Genomic DNA, 16,360 nt, shown 5'->3' with positions numbered 1-16,360 from the left:
AGTGTCTCTGATCGCTTCTGACCACTTCCGCATCGTTGTCGGCCTCGGCAAGAGCGGCATGTCCCTGGTTCGCTTCCTGGCGAACCGGGGCACGTCGTTTGCTGTGGCTGATACGCGGGAAAATCCACCGGAACTGGCCACGCTCAAGCGTGACTATCCGCACGTGGAAGTGCGTTGTGGCGAGCTGGACGTCGAATTCCTGTGCCGTGCCGACGAGCTCTACGTGAGCCCCGGCCTGGCGCTGGCGACCCCGGCCCTGCAGGCTGCCGCCGCCCGTGGCGTGAAATTGTCCGGCGACATCGAGCTGTTCGCGCGTAACGCGAAGGCGCCGATTGTCGCCATCAGCGGTTCCAACGCGAAAAGCACCGTCACCACCCTGGTTGGCGAGATGGCAGTGGCGGCGGGCAAGCGTGTCGCTGTCGGTGGCAACCTCGGTACGCCGGCGCTGGATCTGCTCGACGACGACGTCGAGTTGTACGTGATGGAACTGTCGAGCTTCCAGCTCGAAACCACCGATCAACTCAACGCCGAAGTGGCGACCGTGCTTAATGTCAGCGAAGACCACATGGACCGCTACAGCGGTCTGCCGGCCTATCACCTGGCCAAGCACCGGATCTTCCGTGGCGCCAAACAGTTTGTGGTCAACCGTCAGGACGCCCTGAGCCGTCCGCTGATGGGCGAGGGCCAGCCATGCTGGACCTTCGGTTTGAGCAAACCCGATTTCAAGGCCTTTGGGATCCGCGAAGAAGACGGCGAGAAGTACCTGGCCTTCGAATTCCAGAACCTGATGCCGGTGCGCGAGTTGAAGATTCGTGGCGCCCACAACCAGTCCAACGCCCTGGCGGCATTGGCACTGGGGCACGCCGTCGGCCTGCCGTTCGACGCCATGCTCTCGAGCCTGCGCACCTTCGCTGGCCTCGAGCATCGCTGCCAATGGGTTCGTGACCTGGGTGGCGTGAGCTATTACAACGATTCCAAAGCCACCAACGTCGGCGCCGCACTGGCCGCCATCGAAGGGCTGGGCGCGGACATCGACGGCAAACTCGTGCTGATCGCCGGTGGCGATGGCAAGGGTGCCGAGTTCAAGGATTTGCGTGACCCGGTGGCGGTCAACTGCCGCGCCGTGGTGCTGATGGGCCGTGACAGTGACCTGATCGGTCAGGCCATCGGCGATGCCGTGCCGCTGATTCGCGTCAGTTCACTGGAGGAAGCGGTCGCACAGTGCCGCGCCGTCGCCGAGCCAGGCGACGCCGTGTTGTTGTCGCCTGCCTGCGCCAGTTTCGACATGTTCAAGAATTACGAAGACCGTGGCCATCAGTTCGTCCGCGCTGTGGAGGAACTGGCATGAGCCTGCTCAATATCATCAAGCCGTACCCGTCGCCGATCATCACCGGGCGCGGGATCGACCTCGACTTCCCGATGCTCGCCGGTTGCCTGGCCTTGATCGGTCTCGGGCTGGTGATGATTGCCTCGGCCTCGACCGAAGTGGCGGCCGTGCAGTCGGGCAGTGCCCTGTACTACATGATTCGCCACCTGATCTACATCGTGCTGGGCCTGGGCGCCTGCGTCATCACCATGATGATTCCGATCGCCACCTGGCAACGCCTGGGCTGGCTGATGCTGCTGGGTGCATTCGGTTTGCTGGTGATGGTGATCATCCCGGGGATCGGCCGCGAAGTGAACGGTTCGATGCGCTGGATCGGCTTCAGTTTCTTCAACGTTCAGCCGTCCGAGATCGCCAAGGTATTCGTGGTGATCTACCTCGCCGGTTATCTGGTACGTCGCCAGAAAGAAGTGCGCGAAAGCTGGATGGGCTTCTTCAAGCCGTTCATCGTTCTGCTGCCCATGGCCGGTCTGTTGCTGATGGAGCCGGATTTCGGTGCCACCGTTGTCATGATGGGCGCGGCAGCGGCGATGCTATTCCTCGGCGGGGTCGGGCTGTTCCGGTTTTCCTTAATGGTGGTCCTCGCGGTCGGGGCGGTGGTGCTGTTGATTCAAGTGCAGCCGTATCGAATGGCGCGTCTGACCAACTTTGCCGATCCGTGGGCCGACCAGTTCGGTGCCGGCTACCAGTTGTCGCAAGCATTGATCGCATTCGGTCGCGGCGAATGGCTGGGCGTTGGCCTGGGCAACAGCGTGCAGAAACAGTTCTACCTGCCGGAAGCCCACACCGACTTCGTGTTCTCGGTGCTGGCCGAAGAGCTGGGCGCCGTGGGTTCCTTGTGCACCGTAGCGCTGTTCGTCTTCGTCTGTGTGCGTGGCATGTACATCGGTTATTGGGCTGAGAAGGCCAAGCAGTTCTTCGCCGCCTACATTGCGTACGGCCTGTCGTTCCTGTGGATCGGCCAGTTCCTGATCAACATCGGGGTGAACGTCGGCCTGCTGCCGACCAAAGGCCTGACCCTGCCGTTCCTCAGTTATGGCGGCAGTTCGCTGGTGATTTGCGGTGCCTGTCTCGGCTTGTTGTTGCGCATCGAGTGGGAGAGTCGAACCCACCTGGGCAGCGAGGAGATGGAGTTCCATGAGAGCGACTTCGCCGAGGAGCCGACCCATGGGCGCTAACGTCTTGATCATGGCGGGCGGCACCGGTGGCCATGTGTTCCCGGCGCTGGCGTGCGCCCGCGAATTCCAGGCCCGCGGTTACACCGTGCACTGGCTCGGAACGCCACGCGGCATCGAGAACGACCTGGTGCCGATGGCCGGTATCGAGCTGCACCGGATCAATGCCACCGGTTTGCGCGGCAAGGGCAAGTTGTCCCTGCTCAAGGCTCCGTTCATGGTACTCAAGTCGGTCTGGCAGGCGCGGGCGATCATTCGTCAGCTGCAGCCGGTGTGTGTGGTCGGCTTCGGTGGTTATGTGACCGGTCCTGGTGGCGTTGCCGCCAAACTGGCCGGTGTGCCGGTGATCGTTCATGAGCAGAACGCCGTGGCCGGTACCGCCAATCGGTTGCTGGTGCCGTTGGCCGCCCGAGTCTGTGAAGCGTTCCCCGACACCTTTACCCTGTCGGACAGCCGTCGGACCACCGGTAACCCGGTGCGCACCGAGCTGTTCCTCGAAACACAGCGTCCTGCCCTGGCGGGACGCAAGGCGCGTTTGCTGATCCTGGGCGGAAGCCTGGGCGCAGAGCCGTTGAACAAGTTGCTGCCTGAAGCCCTGTCGCAAGTCGCCCCCGACCTGCGCCCGGAAGTGTTTCATCAGGCCGGCAAAAACCACGATGAAGTGACTGCAGAGCGCTATCGCGCGGCTGGCGTCGAGGCGCAAGTGCAGCCTTTCATCAAAGACATGGCCCAAGCCTATGGCTGGGCCGACCTGGTGGTGTGCCGCGCAGGCGCGTTGACCATCAGTGAACTGGCTGCCGCCGGTCTGCCCTCGATGCTGGTGCCGTTGCCCCACGCGATCGACGATCACCAGACCCGCAACGCCGATTATTTGGCCCGTGAAGGCGCTGCCTTCCTGATGCCGCAAAGAACGACTGGCGCAGCGGATCTTGCCGCGCGCCTGACAGAGGTCCTGATGCAACCACAACGACTCAACGACATGGCCACTGCGGCACGCCGCCTGGCCAAACCCGATGCAACCCGTAACGTGGTCGATACCTGTCTGGAGGTGGCCCATGGTTGAGAAACAGAAAGCCATGCCGCAACCGGAAATGCGCCGCATCCGTCGCATCCACTTCGTCGGCATCGGCGGCGTGGGCATGTGCGGCATCGCCGAAGTGTTGCTGAACCTGGGCTATGAAGTGTCCGGTTCCGACCTGAAAGCGTCGCCGGTGACCGAGCGTCTCGAGTCCTTTGGCGCGCATATTTTCATCGGCCACCGTGCCGAAAACGCCTCTGCCGCTGACGTGCTGGTGGTATCGAGCGCCGTGAACACCTCCAACCCGGAAGTCGCGTCTGCTCTGGAACGCCGTATCCCTGTGGTGCCGCGAGCCGAAATGCTCGCGGAACTGATGCGCTATCGCCACGGCATCGCCGTTGCCGGTACGCACGGCAAAACCACCACCACCAGCCTGATCGCTTCGGTGTTCGCGGCCGGTGGCCTGGACCCGACGTTCGTCATCGGTGGTCGTCTGAATGCTGCGGGCACCAATGCCCAGCTCGGCACCAGCCGCTACCTGATCGCCGAAGCCGACGAAAGCGATGCCAGTTTCCTGCACCTGCAGCCGCTGGTGGCCGTGGTCACCAACATCGACGCCGACCACATGGCGACCTACGACGGTGACTTCAACAAACTGAAGAAAACCTTCGTCGAGTTCCTCCACAACCTGCCGTTCTACGGTCTGGCGGTGGTGTGCCTGGACGATCCGGTGGTGCGTGAAATCCTGCCACTGGTGAAACGCCCGACGGTCACTTATGGCTTCGGCGATGACTGCGACGTACGCGCCATCAATGTGCGCCAGCAAGGCATGCAAACCTTCTTCACGGTGCTGCGCCCGGATCGCGAGCCGTTGGATGTCTCGGTGAACATGCCAGGCAACCACAACGTATTGAACGCCCTGGCGACCATCTGCATCGCCACCGACGAAGGCGTCAGCGATGAAGCCATCGTCCAGGGGCTGTCCGGCTTCCAGGGTGTCGGCCGACGCTTCCAGGTCTACGGCGAACTGCCGGTAGACGGCGGCAACGTGATGCTGGTCGACGACTACGGTCACCACCCGACCGAAGTCGCGGCCGTGATCCAGGCCGTACGCGGTGGCTGGCCGGAGCGCCGTCTGGTGATGGTGTACCAGCCGCACCGTTACAGCCGCACCCGTGACCTGTACGACGATTTCGTCAATGTACTGGCCGATGCCAACGTCTTGCTGCTGATGGAAGTCTACCCGGCCGGTGAAGAGCCGATCCCGGGCGCCGACAGCCGCAAGCTGTGCAACAGCATCCGTCAGCGCGGTCAACTCGACCCGATCTACATCGAGCGCGGTGTCGACCTCGCGCCGCTGGTCAAGCCACTGCTGCGTGCTGGCGACATCCTGCTGTGCCAGGGCGCCGGTGATATCGGTGGTCTCGCCCCGAAACTGTTGGCCAGTCCACTATTCGCGGGAGCTGTTGCCGCGCCGACTGCGGGGAAGTTGAAATGACTGCTGCATACGCCAACCTCGTCTCCACGATCGCGCCGAAAGACTTCGGCCGCGTCGCCGTGCTGTTCGGCGGCAAGAGTGCCGAGCGTGAAGTGTCCCTGAAGTCGGGCAACGCTGTACTCGACGCACTGCTGAGCGCCGGTGTGGATGCGTTCGGCCTCGATGTGGGCGATGACCTTCTGCAGCGTTTGCTGAACGAAAAAATCGACCGCGCTTTCGTCATCCTCCACGGTCGTGGCGGTGAAGACGGCAGCATGCAGGGCCTGCTCGAATGCCTGGGCATTCCGTATACCGGCAGTGGCATTCTGGCTTCGGCACTGGCCATGGACAAGCTGCGGACCAAACAGGTCTGGCACAGTCTGGGCATTCCGACGCCACGTCACGCGGTACTGAGCTGCGAGGCTGATTGTATTTCGGCAGCGACGGAACTGGGCTTCCCTTTGATCGTCAAACCGGCCCATGAAGGTTCAAGTATCGGGATGGCCAAAGTGACCTCCGCGTCGGAGTTGATCGATGCGTGGAAAGCGGCCAGTACCTACGATTCGCAAGTGTTGGTCGAGCAATGGATTCAAGGTCCTGAGTTCACCATCGCCACCCTGCGTGACCAGGTGTTGCCTCCAATTGCCCTGGGCACGACGCACAGCTTCTACGACTACGACGCCAAGTACGTGGCTTCCGATACCCAGTACCGGATCCCGTGTGGCCTGGACAGCAACAAAGAAAAAGAACTGATGGACCTCACGGCGAAAGCCTGTGAGGCGCTGGGTATCGCCGGTTGGGGCAGGGCAGACGTGATGCAGGACGCCGACGGGCAGTTCTGGTTCCTCGAAGTCAACACCGCACCGGGCATGACCGATCACAGCCTGGTGCCGATGGCAGCGCGTGCTGCCGGTTTGGATTTCCAGCAACTGGTTCTGGCGATTCTGGCCGCAAGTATTGAGCCACGAGGGTAAGACCATGCAAGGCGCACAGCTGAGACATCAGCCCCCTCCAGCACCCGGCCGCAAGCCGGTGCCTCGGGGTGCCAGCCGAATGGTGGCTAAAGAGCCGATGTCTGCGCGCCTGCCGAAAGCCAATTTTGGTTTTCTGAAAAGCCTGTTCTGGCCGGTGCTGTTGGTGGCGCTGGGGTTCGGCACTTACGAAGGCGCGCAGCGTTTGCTGCCGTACGCCGACCGGCCGATCAGCAAAATCGCGGTGCAGGGCGACTTGAGTTACATCAGCCAGCAAGCGGTGCAGCAGCGGATCGCCCCGTACGTGGCGTCGAGCTTCTTCACCATCGACCTTGCGAGCATGCGCACCGAGCTTGAAACGATGCCATGGATTGCCCACGCCGAAGTGCGCAGGGTGTGGCCGGATCAAGTGGTGATCCGCCTGGAAGAACAACTGCCGGTGGCACGTTGGGGCGATGAATCGCTGTTGAACAACCAGGGTCAGGCGTTCACCCCGCGTGAGCTGGCGAACTACGAACACTTGCCACAGCTGTTCGGCCCACAACGGGCTCAACAGCAGGTAATGCAGCAGTACCAGGTGCTGAGCCAGATGCTCAGGCCGTTGGGCTTCTCGATTGCACGCCTGGAATTGCGTGAACGAGGCAGCTGGTTCCTGACCACCGGAGCCGGCAGTGCGGGCCCGGGGATCGAACTGCTGCTGGGACGCGGCAAGCTGGTGGAAAAGATGCGCCGCTTCATTGCCATCTACGACAAGACGCTTAAAGAACAGATTACGAACATTGCGCGCATCGATCTGCGCTACGCCAACGGCCTCGCTGTTGGCTGGCGGGAACCTGTAGCGCCCACGACAGCCCAACCCGCTGTCGCGAAGAATTAAGAAGAGGCAGGACCCATGGCAAACGTGCAAAGCGGCAAAATGATCGTCGGTCTCGATATCGGCACCTCCAAGGTGGTGGCGCTGGTCGGCGAGGTCTCGGACGACGGCACGCTGGAAATCGTCGGGATCGGCACTCATCCGTCCCGTGGCCTGAAGAAAGGCGTGGTGGTGAACATCGAGTCCACCGTGCAATCGATCCAGCGCGCGATCGAAGAAGCGCAGCTGATGGCCGGTTGCCGGATCCACTCGGCGTTCGTCGGCGTGGCGGGCAATCACATCCGCAGCCTGAACTCCCACGGCATCGTGGCGATTCGTGATCGCGAAGTCAGCTCCGCCGACCTTGAGCGCGTCCTCGACGCTGCCCAGGCCGTGGCGATCCCGGCTGACCAGCGCGTGCTGCACACCTTGCCGCAGGATTACGTGATCGATAACCAGGAAGGCGTCCGTGAGCCGCTGGGCATGTCGGGCGTGCGTCTGGAAGCCAAGGTTCATGTGGTGACTTGCGCCGTCAACGCTGCACAAAACATTGAAAAATGCGTGCGCCGCTGCGGCCTGGAAATCGACGACATCATTCTCGAGCAACTGGCTTCGGCCTATTCGGTCCTGACCGACGACGAGAAAGAGCTGGGCGTGTGCCTGGTGGACATCGGCGGCGGCACCACCGACATCGCGATCTTCACCGAAGGCGCGATCCGTCACACCGCGGTGATCCCGATTGCGGGCGATCAGGTGACCAACGACATCGCCATGGCGTTGCGCACCCCGACCCAGTACGCCGAAGAAATCAAGATTCGCTACGCCTGCGCCCTGGCCAAACTGGCCGGTGCCGGTGAAACCATCAAGGTGCCAAGCGTTGGCGACCGCCCACCGCGCGAGCTGTCCCGCCAGGCCCTGGCCGAAGTGGTCGAGCCGCGTTACGACGAACTGTTCACGCTGATCCAGGCCGAATTGCGCCGCAGCGGCTACGAAGACCTTATCCCGGCCGGCATCGTGCTGACCGGCGGTACCTCGAAAATGGAAGGCGCGGTCGAACTGGCCGAAGAGATCTTCCACATGCCGGTCCGCCTGGGCGTGCCTCACGGCGTCAAGGGCCTGGACGATGTGGTGCGCAACCCGATTTATTCCACGGGCGTTGGCCTGTTGATGTACGGCCTGCAGAAGCAGTCCGACGGGATTTCATTCTCGGGCATCAGCAGCCGCGACAGCTACAGCAATGAAGAACCGAAAGTCGCCTTGCTCGATCGCTTCAAGAGCTGGGTACAAGGCAACTTCTGAAGATTTACCGCAGCACCGTTGTAGATACACGCAGTAGGCGAAAAAACTAGAGAACGTAAAGGAGAGGGAAAATGTTCGAACTCGTAGACAACATCCCCGCAAGCCCGGTAATCAAAGTTATCGGTGTTGGCGGAGGCGGCGGCAACGCTGTCAACCACATGGTCAAGAGCAACATTGAAGGCGTTGAATTCATCTGCGCCAACACTGATGCCCAGGCGCTGAAATCCATCGGCGCGCGGACCATCCTGCAACTCGGTACCGGTGTGACCAAAGGTCTGGGCGCCGGCGCCAACCCTGAAGTAGGTCGTCAGGCCGCTCTCGAAGATCGCGAGCGCATTGCCGAAGTCCTGCAGGGCACCAATATGGTGTTCATCACCACAGGCATGGGCGGTGGTACCGGTACCGGTGCTGCGCCAATCATTGCTGAAGTGGCCAAGGAAATGGGGATTCTCACCGTTGCGGTGGTGACTCGTCCGTTCCCGTTCGAAGGCCGCAAGCGCATGCAGATCGCCGACGAAGGTATCCGTCTGCTGTCTGAAAGCGTCGACTCGTTGATCACCATTCCCAACGAGAAACTGCTGACCATCCTTGGCAAGGACGCAAGCCTGCTGTCCGCGTTCGCCAAGGCTGACGATGTACTGGCCGGTGCCGTTCGCGGTATCTCCGACATCATCAAACGTCCGGGCATGATCAACGTCGACTTTGCCGACGTACGCACCGTGATGAGCGAAATGGGCATGGCGATGATGGGTACTGGCTGCGCCAGCGGTCCGAACCGTGCACGTGAGGCCACCGAAGCGGCCATTCGCAACCCATTGCTCGAAGACGTGAACCTGCAAGGTGCACGCGGCATCCTGGTGAACATCACCGCCGGTCCTGACCTGTCCCTGGGTGAGTACTCCGACGTGGGTAGCATCATCGAAGCCTTCGCTTCCGAGCACGCGATGGTCAAGGTCGGTACCGTTATCGATCCGGACATGCGCGATGAACTGCACGTGACTGTGGTTGCCACGGGTCTGGGCGCAAAAATCGAGAAGCCTGTGAAGGTCATCGACAACACCGTTCACACCTCGATGGCCTCCCAGCCGCAACAATCGGCGCCCGCTCGTCAGGAACAACCGGCGGTAAACTACCGTGATCTGGACCGTCCGACCGTCATGCGCAACCAGGCTCAGGCCGGTGCTGCGACTGCCGCGAAGATGAATCCGCAAGATGATCTGGATTACCTGGACATCCCGGCTTTCCTGCGTCGTCAGGCTGATTGATGGAATGTATCAGGGCTATGAAGGTGATTGGTGTTCAGCAAAGGTCTGGTCTGCTATTATCGCCAGCCTTTGTTGATACCAGTTCGCAATTTGCGCTGAAGCGGCCCAAGCCATGATTAAACAACGCACACTGAAAAATATTATCCGTGCTACAGGTGTAGGCCTGCACTCCGGGGAAAAGGTATACCTGACCCTCAAGCCCGCACCTATCGACACCGGCATTGTGTTTGTTCGTGCCGACCTCGATCCGGTCGTGCAGATTCCTGCCCGCGCGGAAAACGTTGGTGAAACCACGATGTCGACCACATTGGTCAGTGGCGACACCAAAGTGGATACGGTGGAGCACTTGCTCTCGGCCATGGCTGGCCTGGGCATCGATAACGCCTACGTCGAGCTCTCCGCGTCTGAAGTCCCGATCATGGATGGTAGCGCTGGACCCTTCGTATTTCTGATTCAGTCGGCGGGCCTGGAAGAACAGGACGCCGCCAAGAAGTTCATCCGGATCCTGCGGGAAGTGACAGTGGAAGACGGCGACAAGCGCGCCACTTTCGTCCCTTTCGAAGGTTTCAAAGTGAGCTTCGAGATCGATTTCGATCACCCGGTTTTCCGTGACCGCACACAAAGTGCAAGCGTGGATTTTTCCAGTACTTCGTTCGTAAAAGAAGTCAGCCGCGCCCGTACCTTTGGTTTCATGAGTGACATCGAGTACCTGCGCAAGCACAACCTCGCACTCGGCGGCAGCGTTGAAAACGCTATTGTGGTCGACGCGGATGGTGTACTGAACGAAGACGGCCTTCGCTATGAAGACGAATTCGTGAAGCACAAGATCCTCGATGCAATTGGTGACCTCTACCTGCTGGGCAATAGCCTGATTGGTGAGTTCAAGGGCTTCAAGTCCGGACATGCATTGAACAACCAGCTGCTGCGCAAGTTGATTGAGCAGACAGATGCTTGGGAAGTCGTGACTTTCGAAGACGCCAGCACAGCACCGATCTCTTACATGCGTCCCGTTGCGGCCGTGTAAGTAAAAAAACCTCTCTAGTTTTTAAAGGCTGCCTTCGGGTGGCCTTTTTTTATGCGCTGATTTTGCGGTGTCCGGGCTGGCCCCTTCGCGAGCAAGCCCGCTCCCACATTAAACCGCGTCCGTCTGGGCAACTCGGTCAATTGTGGGAGCGGGCTTGCTCGCGAAGGGGCCGCTCGCATCAGCACAATAACTTCAGACAGAAGCCACAACCCGATTCCGACCACCTTCCTTCGCCTGATACAGCGCCTTGTCCGCTGCGAACAGCAAACTCTCCAGGCTGATATCTGTCGCTGTCGTCCAAGTGCTGATCCCGATACTGACAGTCATCGGCGACTCGGCGCCCTCAACCATCGGCAACTGCTCAACCGCCTTGCGGATGTTTTCGGCAAGCTGCCGCGCACCCGCGCTATCGGTTTCCGCCAGGATCACCGAAAACTCCTCGCCGCCGTAACGGGCAGCCAGGTCCGCCGGTCGTCGGACGTTAGCGCTGATGACATTGGCCAACGAGCGCAGCGCTTCGTCGCCGGCCTGATGGCCATGGCGGTCGTTGAACGCCTTGAAGTGATCGGCATCGATCATCATCACCGACAACGGCATGCCGGAACGTTGGGCACGAAACCATTCGTGGCGCAGGGCCTGATCCAGTGTTCGGCGGTTGGCCAGGCCGGTCAACGCGTCGGTGGCGGCCAGTTGCGCCAACTCGTGTTCGGCGTGGTGTCGCCGACGCAGTTCCCGGCGAAGCAACCATGTCAGCCACAGCAGGCTCACGCACAAGGCCATGGTTGCAGAGCTGACCACCACCGCCGTGCGCTTCCAGGCCGCAAAGACTTCATTACTGGACAGCGCAACGACGACGATCAATGGCAAATTTCCGACCTTGGAGAAGGTATACAGGCGCTTGTCGCGGTATCGGTCGGACAGGCTCGTAAAGCTGCCGTTGCCTTCTTTGACGATGCGCTGGAAATTGGGGCGGTTGCTGAAATCCTTGCCGATCAGCTCTTCGGCCAGACGGGGTTGCTGGGCCAGGAGAATCCCGTTCTTGCTGATCAGATTGACCGTGCTGTCGCGGCCGATGCTTAAACTGTTGAACAACTGATCGAAGTAACTCAGCCGCATGGCGGCTTCGGCCACCCCCAGAAACTCACCCTGGGAGCCGCTCACCCGTCGACTGAAACTGATCCGCCAATCCTGTTCGGGCAATCTGGCTCTGAAGGGGGGGCTGATGAACATGCCCGGGTCCGGGTTGTTCACGTGAGACTGGAAGTATTCGCGGTCGGCGTAGTTGCCTTGCCTGGGCTCCACCGAAGCCGAGTCCGCGATCACGTCGCCCTTGTTGTCGAGCAACAAAATGTTGCCCTTGTACGGCGCGGCAGTGGCGCGGTCGAAATAGGCCATATGGCGAATGGCTGGAGAAACGCTCTTGAGGTCTTCTCGCCGGGAGGCGGCAATCAAACCCAGCAGGGAAATATCATAGAGTTCGACATTGCGCAGCACATCGGCGTCGATCAATTGCACGATGTTGTTGGCGGCGCGAGTGGCGGACAACTCGGCATTGGCGCGTTCACGGATCAGCAGGAAGGTCACAATGCTGAGTATCGCAATTACCAACAGCACACTGCCGAGAACCAGAAGTCGCTCAGATCGTGTCGAGCTGATCGGATCTTGAGATTTCACACTGCTCACACTCATGGTTCTGACTTCTGCAAATAAGGCGTTATGAAAGTTTTCTTACAAGAATCGGGCAGAGTCCCAGAAACCGGTCGCGTCCAGAGCGCTTGTATAAATGCCGGATAAAAAAAAGGCCAGCAAAACATGCTGGCCTTTTGCTTAATAAAGCTTAGAAGACATTCAGCGGGTAGTCGACGATCACCCGGTATTCATCGGTGTCTTGATCCAGCGCGCCGTAGCCATTGCCGCCACGGTTGGTAGCCCATTGCAGGCGTACCGCCAGATCCTTGGCCTTGCCGCCCTGGACCACGTACTTCAGATCGACGTCACGCTCCCAGTGCTTGGCATTTTTGCCGTCGGCGCTGTGCCACGAGGCGTAACCGTGGCTGTCCGGATCGACTTTGGTCAAGTCCAGTTTGCCCCGGGAGTACGACAGTGCCGAGGTCAGGCCGGGTAGGCCGAGGCCGGCAAAGTCGTAGGCGTACTTGAGTTTCCACGAGCGCTCGTTCGGGCCGTTGAAGTCCGAATACTGCTGGGAGTTGTCGAGGAACACGCTGTCGCCCTGGCTGATGTAGTCGAACGGCGTGTTGCCGTTGACCCGCTGATACGCCGCGGTAACGCTGTGAAAGCCCACGCCGACGGTGAAGTGCAGGCTGTAGGTGTTGTTGTCGATGTTACCCAGTAGCGCATCGCCGGTGTCTTGCGTGTGATAGAAGTGCAGGCCCGGGTTGAGGCTGACCAGGTCGTTCAGCGCGTAGGTGTAATCCAGGTCGTAGTAGTACTGGTTCCAGATGTCCTTGAGTTCGGACGCATAGAGGCTGCTGGTCAACCCCGGCAGACCGCTCCAGGCCACGCCGGCCCAGTTCAGGTGCTGACTGTCGTCGCCGTCCGCCAGGCTGCCGTAGGAGGTGCCGATGCGGGTATGACCGCTCTGGTTGTACGGCTTGGTGAAGCTCGCCTGGCCACCTTCGATCAGGAAGCCATCGAAGCTGTGGTTGGTCAGGCTGACGCCGCGAAAGGTCTGCGGCAGCATGCGGGTCTCGCCACCGGCAATCACCGGGTTGGCGAGGAACAGGTCGCCGGCCTTCAACTCGGTATCAAAGGCGCGCATTTTCAACGTTCCCCCTGCGGTCGAGAACGACCCCGGCGCTTTGCCGTTGCCATCGCCGATCGGCAGGATGCTTGAGCCATCCGTGCCGCCACCGCCGTCGAGTTTGAGCCCGAGCATGGCGTGGGCATCAACACCGAACCCGACGGTGCCCTGGGTGAAACCCGATTCAAAGATGCCCAGGAAACCCTGGCCCCATTCGATGTTGTCGTCCGTCTGCTGCAGACGGTTGCGGTTCATGTAGTAGTTACGGGCATTGAGGTTGAGGCTCGAACCTTGCACAAAACCTTCATGGCTGGATTCGTCGGCGGCGTGGGCGGCGGGGGGCATCGTTGCAGCGATTGCAATGAACAGCGGGGTGCAGCGGAGAGGGAAACGCACTTGCGGTAAAGCTCCTTGGGTCAACTAAGCACTTCGTATGCATGAAGTACAAAATGTTTCTTGTTAGTGAAGACGAACCGGACGGCGTTTAAACCACAACGAAAAAAAGCCGCTGATAGCAGCGGCTTTGAAGACAACTTTTCAAAGGGAAGAGCCGATGAAAAGTGTCGAGGGAAATGGAGCGAATACGTGGGATCAGCTGTCTTTCTCAACCCGTTGCTGGGTCGTAGAGGTGGACGTTTGAGGGGTTTGCGCAGCGTCCTGGGCCTTGGCTGTCATTTCGCTCTGATGCTCTTCATACGCCGCGGCGCGCGCTGCATTTTGCGCGACGAACGTTTGCGACTCTTCAGCCAGGGCGAACGGAGACAGGAACAAAGAGGACAAAACGAAAGCGCTGGCAATACCCATAGTGTTGGACATCTTTAAAACCTTCTTGCTTGGCAAGTGCTGTTTGGTGCGGCAACGATAAGGGGGATTGGACAGGGGAAAAAGAGCGGATTCATGAAAGGACTGTTGCGCTAAAAGCAACAGTGTTGAGCCGGAGTGTATGAAGTCCTGTGGCGAGGGGACTTGTCCCCGTTGGGCTGCGAAGCGGCCCCAAAAAATCTATGGTGTTACCGAAATCCTGCCAGCGCTGCGCACTGGAACGGGGACAAGTCCCCTCGCCACAAAAGCCCCTTCAATACAGGGAAAGGGTTTAGACCGGGAGGTGGATGCCGAAGGTATTCATGCCGTGATCACTGCGCACAAACACATCGCCGCCATGCATCAGCGCAATCGCCTTGACGATTGCCAGCCCTAACCCGTGGTTGTTGCCACTGTTACTGCGCGATGCATCCACCCGATAAAAGCGCTCGAACAAGCGCGGCAGATGCTCGCTGGCAATCGGCGACCCGGGGTTGGCTACGCCAATACTGACCTGATGATCCTCAACCTCTATCCGCACCTCGATCACTTGCCCAGGCCCGGTGTGCTGCACCGCATTGCTCAGCAAATTGATCAACGCCCGGCGCAGATGAGCAATTTCGATGCGTACCTGCGCATCCCCACTGACCTGCACCTGAACCTGCGCGTCCTCCAGAATGAAATCCAGATACTCCAGCGTCGTCGCCACTTCATCGGCCAGCGAGGTGGAGGTCAGTTTGGTCGCCTTGCTGCCCTGATCCGCGCTGGCAAGAAACAGCATGTCATTGATGATTGAGCGCAGCCGCTCCAGCTCTTCAAGGTTCGATTGCAGCACTTCGAAGTAGTGTTCCGCCGAGCGACCGCGGGTCAGCGCGACCTGGGTCTGACCGATCAGGTTGGTCAGGGGCGAGCGCAGTTCATGGGCGACGTCGGCGTTGAACGACTCAAGGCGCGAATAGGCCTGCTCGACCCGCTCCAGGGTCGAGTTGAACGAATTGACGAACTGATTCAGCTCCGGCGGCAAAGGCGATAAGCGCAAACGCCCGGAACGCAACGGCGGCGCGAGGCGCTGGGCTTCCTGGGACAACTTGATCAACGGCTTGAGACCAATGCGCGCCACCCAATAACCCAGCGCCGACGCCAGCAACACACCGACAATCGCCAGGCTAATCAGCGCGATCAGCAGATGATGCTGGGTCTGGAGAAACGTCTCGGTGTCGATGCCGATCATGAAGCGCAGCGGCGGACGTTGGTCCTTGGCCGGGAACTGGCTCACCAGCACTTTCAGCGGATAAGGCTGGTCCGGCAACGTCATGTCGCGCATCCCCAGCGGACCTTCGGCAAAGGCGCGGATCTGCGGCGTCAGGTTGCCGTATTCGTAGTGCGAATCGCCGCTGATGATCCAGAAACTGATGCGCTTGTCTTCTTCGCCGAGCAACTTGAGCTTGTTGTTGATCTTCACCCAATGCTCCGGCGTGCCATAACGCCCGACCGTGGATTCGAGCACGCTGTAGCGCGCATCCAGTTCCGCTTCTGGCAGCAAACCCAGGCCCTTATCGACCTGCTGGTACAAGGCCCAGCCGATCAACAGAAACACCAGAAGCGCCACCAGCGTGAACATGCCGCTGAGGCGCAGGGCAATCGAATTACTGGACACCGCGGCTCTCCAGCACATAACCCATGCCACGGATCGTGTGCAGCAGTTTTTCGTCGAACGGCCCATCGAGTTTGGCCCGCAGGCGTTTGATCGCGACTTCGACGACGTTGGCGTCGCTGTCGAAATTGATGTCCCAGACCATTTCGGCAATCGCCGTTTTCGAGAGGATTTCACCCTGCCGACGGGCCAGCACGCTGAGCAGCGAAAATTCCTTGGCGGTCAGGTCCAGGCGCGTGCCGGCACGGGTGGCCTTGCGGCTGATCAAATCTATCCACAGGTCGGCGATGCTCACTTGCACCGGTTCATGACCGCCACTGCGCCGGGTCAACGCTTGCAGTCGCGCGACCAGTTCAAGGAAGGAGAACGGTTTGCCGAGGTAATCGTCGGCACCGTCGCGCAGGCCTTTGATGCGGTCTTCGACACGCTCGCGGGCGGTGAGCATGATCACCGGGGTTTGCTTGCGCGCACGCAGCGCGCGCAGTACGCCGAAGCCATCGAGGCCCGGCAGCATGACGTCGAGGACGATCACCGCGTAGTCGCTTTCCAGCGCCAGGTGCAGGCCTTCGACGCCGTCACGCGCCAGGTCCACGGTGTAACCCTGTTCCGTCAGGCCGCGGTGCAGATAATCCGCGGTTTTTTCTTCGTCTTCGATAATCAGAACGCGCATGACCCCGC

Annotated in this window: 14 protein-coding genes; 9 read left to right on the top strand and 5 right to left on the bottom strand. The window is 60.3% G+C overall.

What is annotated here, in order from left to right; genetic code table 11:
* Nucleotide 1: 1 nt before the first annotated feature.
* The 9 genes from murD to lpxC all read left to right on the top strand — a co-directional run bounded on the left by murD (nucleotide 2) and on the right by lpxC (nucleotide 10,466).
* A complete protein-coding gene (murD, locus tag ACA053_RS24035) occupies nucleotides 2-1,348 on the top strand; it encodes a UDP-N-acetylmuramoyl-L-alanine--D-glutamate ligase (RefSeq protein WP_497313612.1) in 1,347 nt (448 codons plus the stop codon).
* Nucleotides 1,345-2,562 (top strand): putative lipid II flippase FtsW, encoded by a 1,218-nt coding sequence (ftsW, locus tag ACA053_RS24030; protein ID WP_109634705.1) that lies wholly within the window; start codon nucleotides 1,345-1,347, stop codon nucleotides 2,560-2,562. Before murD ends, ftsW begins: the two co-directional genes overlap by 4 nt.
* Nucleotides 2,552-3,622 (top strand): undecaprenyldiphospho-muramoylpentapeptide beta-N-acetylglucosaminyltransferase, encoded by a 1,071-nt coding sequence (gene murG, locus ACA053_RS24025; protein WP_109634703.1) that lies wholly within the window; start codon nucleotides 2,552-2,554, stop codon nucleotides 3,620-3,622. The genes ftsW and murG overlap by 11 nt, the downstream gene beginning before the upstream one ends.
* Complete coding sequence (murC, locus tag ACA053_RS24020) at nucleotides 3,615-5,075, top strand: UDP-N-acetylmuramate--L-alanine ligase (protein ID WP_109634701.1); 1,461 nt, start codon at nucleotides 3,615-3,617, stop codon at nucleotides 5,073-5,075. Before murG ends, murC begins: the two co-directional genes overlap by 8 nt.
* Nucleotides 5,072-6,028, top strand: coding sequence for a D-alanine--D-alanine ligase (locus ACA053_RS24015; protein ID WP_497393871.1), 957 nt, complete (start codon nucleotides 5,072-5,074; stop codon nucleotides 6,026-6,028). Before murC ends, ACA053_RS24015 begins: the two co-directional genes overlap by 4 nt.
* 4 nt (nucleotides 6,029-6,032) lie before the next feature.
* Nucleotides 6,033-6,902: a cell division protein FtsQ/DivIB gene (locus ACA053_RS24010; RefSeq protein ID WP_109634700.1), complete on the top strand. Its 870-nt coding sequence runs from the start codon at nucleotides 6,033-6,035 to the stop codon at nucleotides 6,900-6,902.
* 15 nt (nucleotides 6,903-6,917) lie between these two features.
* A complete protein-coding gene (ftsA, locus tag ACA053_RS24005; RefSeq protein ID WP_033061341.1) occupies nucleotides 6,918-8,177 on the top strand; it encodes a cell division protein FtsA in 1,260 nt (419 codons plus the stop codon).
* Nucleotides 8,178-8,248: 71 nt separating this feature from the next.
* A complete protein-coding gene (gene ftsZ / locus ACA053_RS24000; protein ID WP_007943486.1) occupies nucleotides 8,249-9,442 on the top strand; it encodes a cell division protein FtsZ in 1,194 nt (397 codons plus the stop codon).
* A gap of 112 nt (nucleotides 9,443-9,554) precedes the next feature.
* Nucleotides 9,555-10,466, top strand: a complete 912-nt coding sequence (gene lpxC, locus ACA053_RS23995; protein WP_095130494.1) for a UDP-3-O-acyl-N-acetylglucosamine deacetylase — start codon at nucleotides 9,555-9,557, stop codon at nucleotides 10,464-10,466.
* Between the two features lie 192 nt (nucleotides 10,467-10,658).
* Here lpxC and ACA053_RS23990 read toward each other — a convergent pair whose 3' ends face one another.
* The 5 genes from ACA053_RS23990 to ACA053_RS23970 all read right to left on the bottom strand — a co-directional run bounded on the left by ACA053_RS23990 (nucleotide 10,659) and on the right by ACA053_RS23970 (nucleotide 16,352).
* Nucleotides 10,659-12,155 carry a sensor domain-containing diguanylate cyclase gene (locus tag ACA053_RS23990; RefSeq protein ID WP_497393870.1) on the bottom strand — a complete coding sequence of 499 codons (1,497 nt, stop codon included), beginning with the start codon at nucleotides 12,153-12,155 and terminating at the stop codon, nucleotides 10,659-10,661.
* Nucleotides 12,156-12,303: 148 nt separating this feature from the next.
* Nucleotides 12,304-13,623 carry an OprD family porin gene (locus ACA053_RS23985; RefSeq protein ID WP_497393869.1) on the bottom strand — a complete coding sequence of 440 codons (1,320 nt, stop codon included), beginning with the start codon at nucleotides 13,621-13,623 and terminating at the stop codon, nucleotides 12,304-12,306.
* 195 nt (nucleotides 13,624-13,818) lie between these two features.
* Entirely contained in the window at nucleotides 13,819-14,043 is a 225-nt protein-coding gene (locus ACA053_RS23980; protein WP_109634694.1) for a hypothetical protein, read from the bottom strand.
* A gap of 277 nt (nucleotides 14,044-14,320) precedes the next feature.
* Nucleotides 14,321-15,685, bottom strand: coding sequence for a heavy metal sensor histidine kinase (locus tag ACA053_RS23975; RefSeq protein WP_497393868.1), 1,365 nt, complete (start codon nucleotides 15,683-15,685; stop codon nucleotides 14,321-14,323).
* Nucleotides 15,675-16,352, bottom strand: a complete 678-nt coding sequence (locus ACA053_RS23970; protein ID WP_007916978.1) for a heavy metal response regulator transcription factor — start codon at nucleotides 16,350-16,352, stop codon at nucleotides 15,675-15,677. Before ACA053_RS23970 ends, ACA053_RS23975 begins: the two co-directional genes overlap by 11 nt.
* Between the last annotated feature and the right edge of the window lie 8 nt (nucleotides 16,353-16,360).

It is taken from the genome of Pseudomonas sp. LBUM1672, assembly GCF_059695655.1.
Note: the sequence above shows the minus strand (reverse complement) of the source record. Positions and strands in the feature narration are given on the sequence as shown.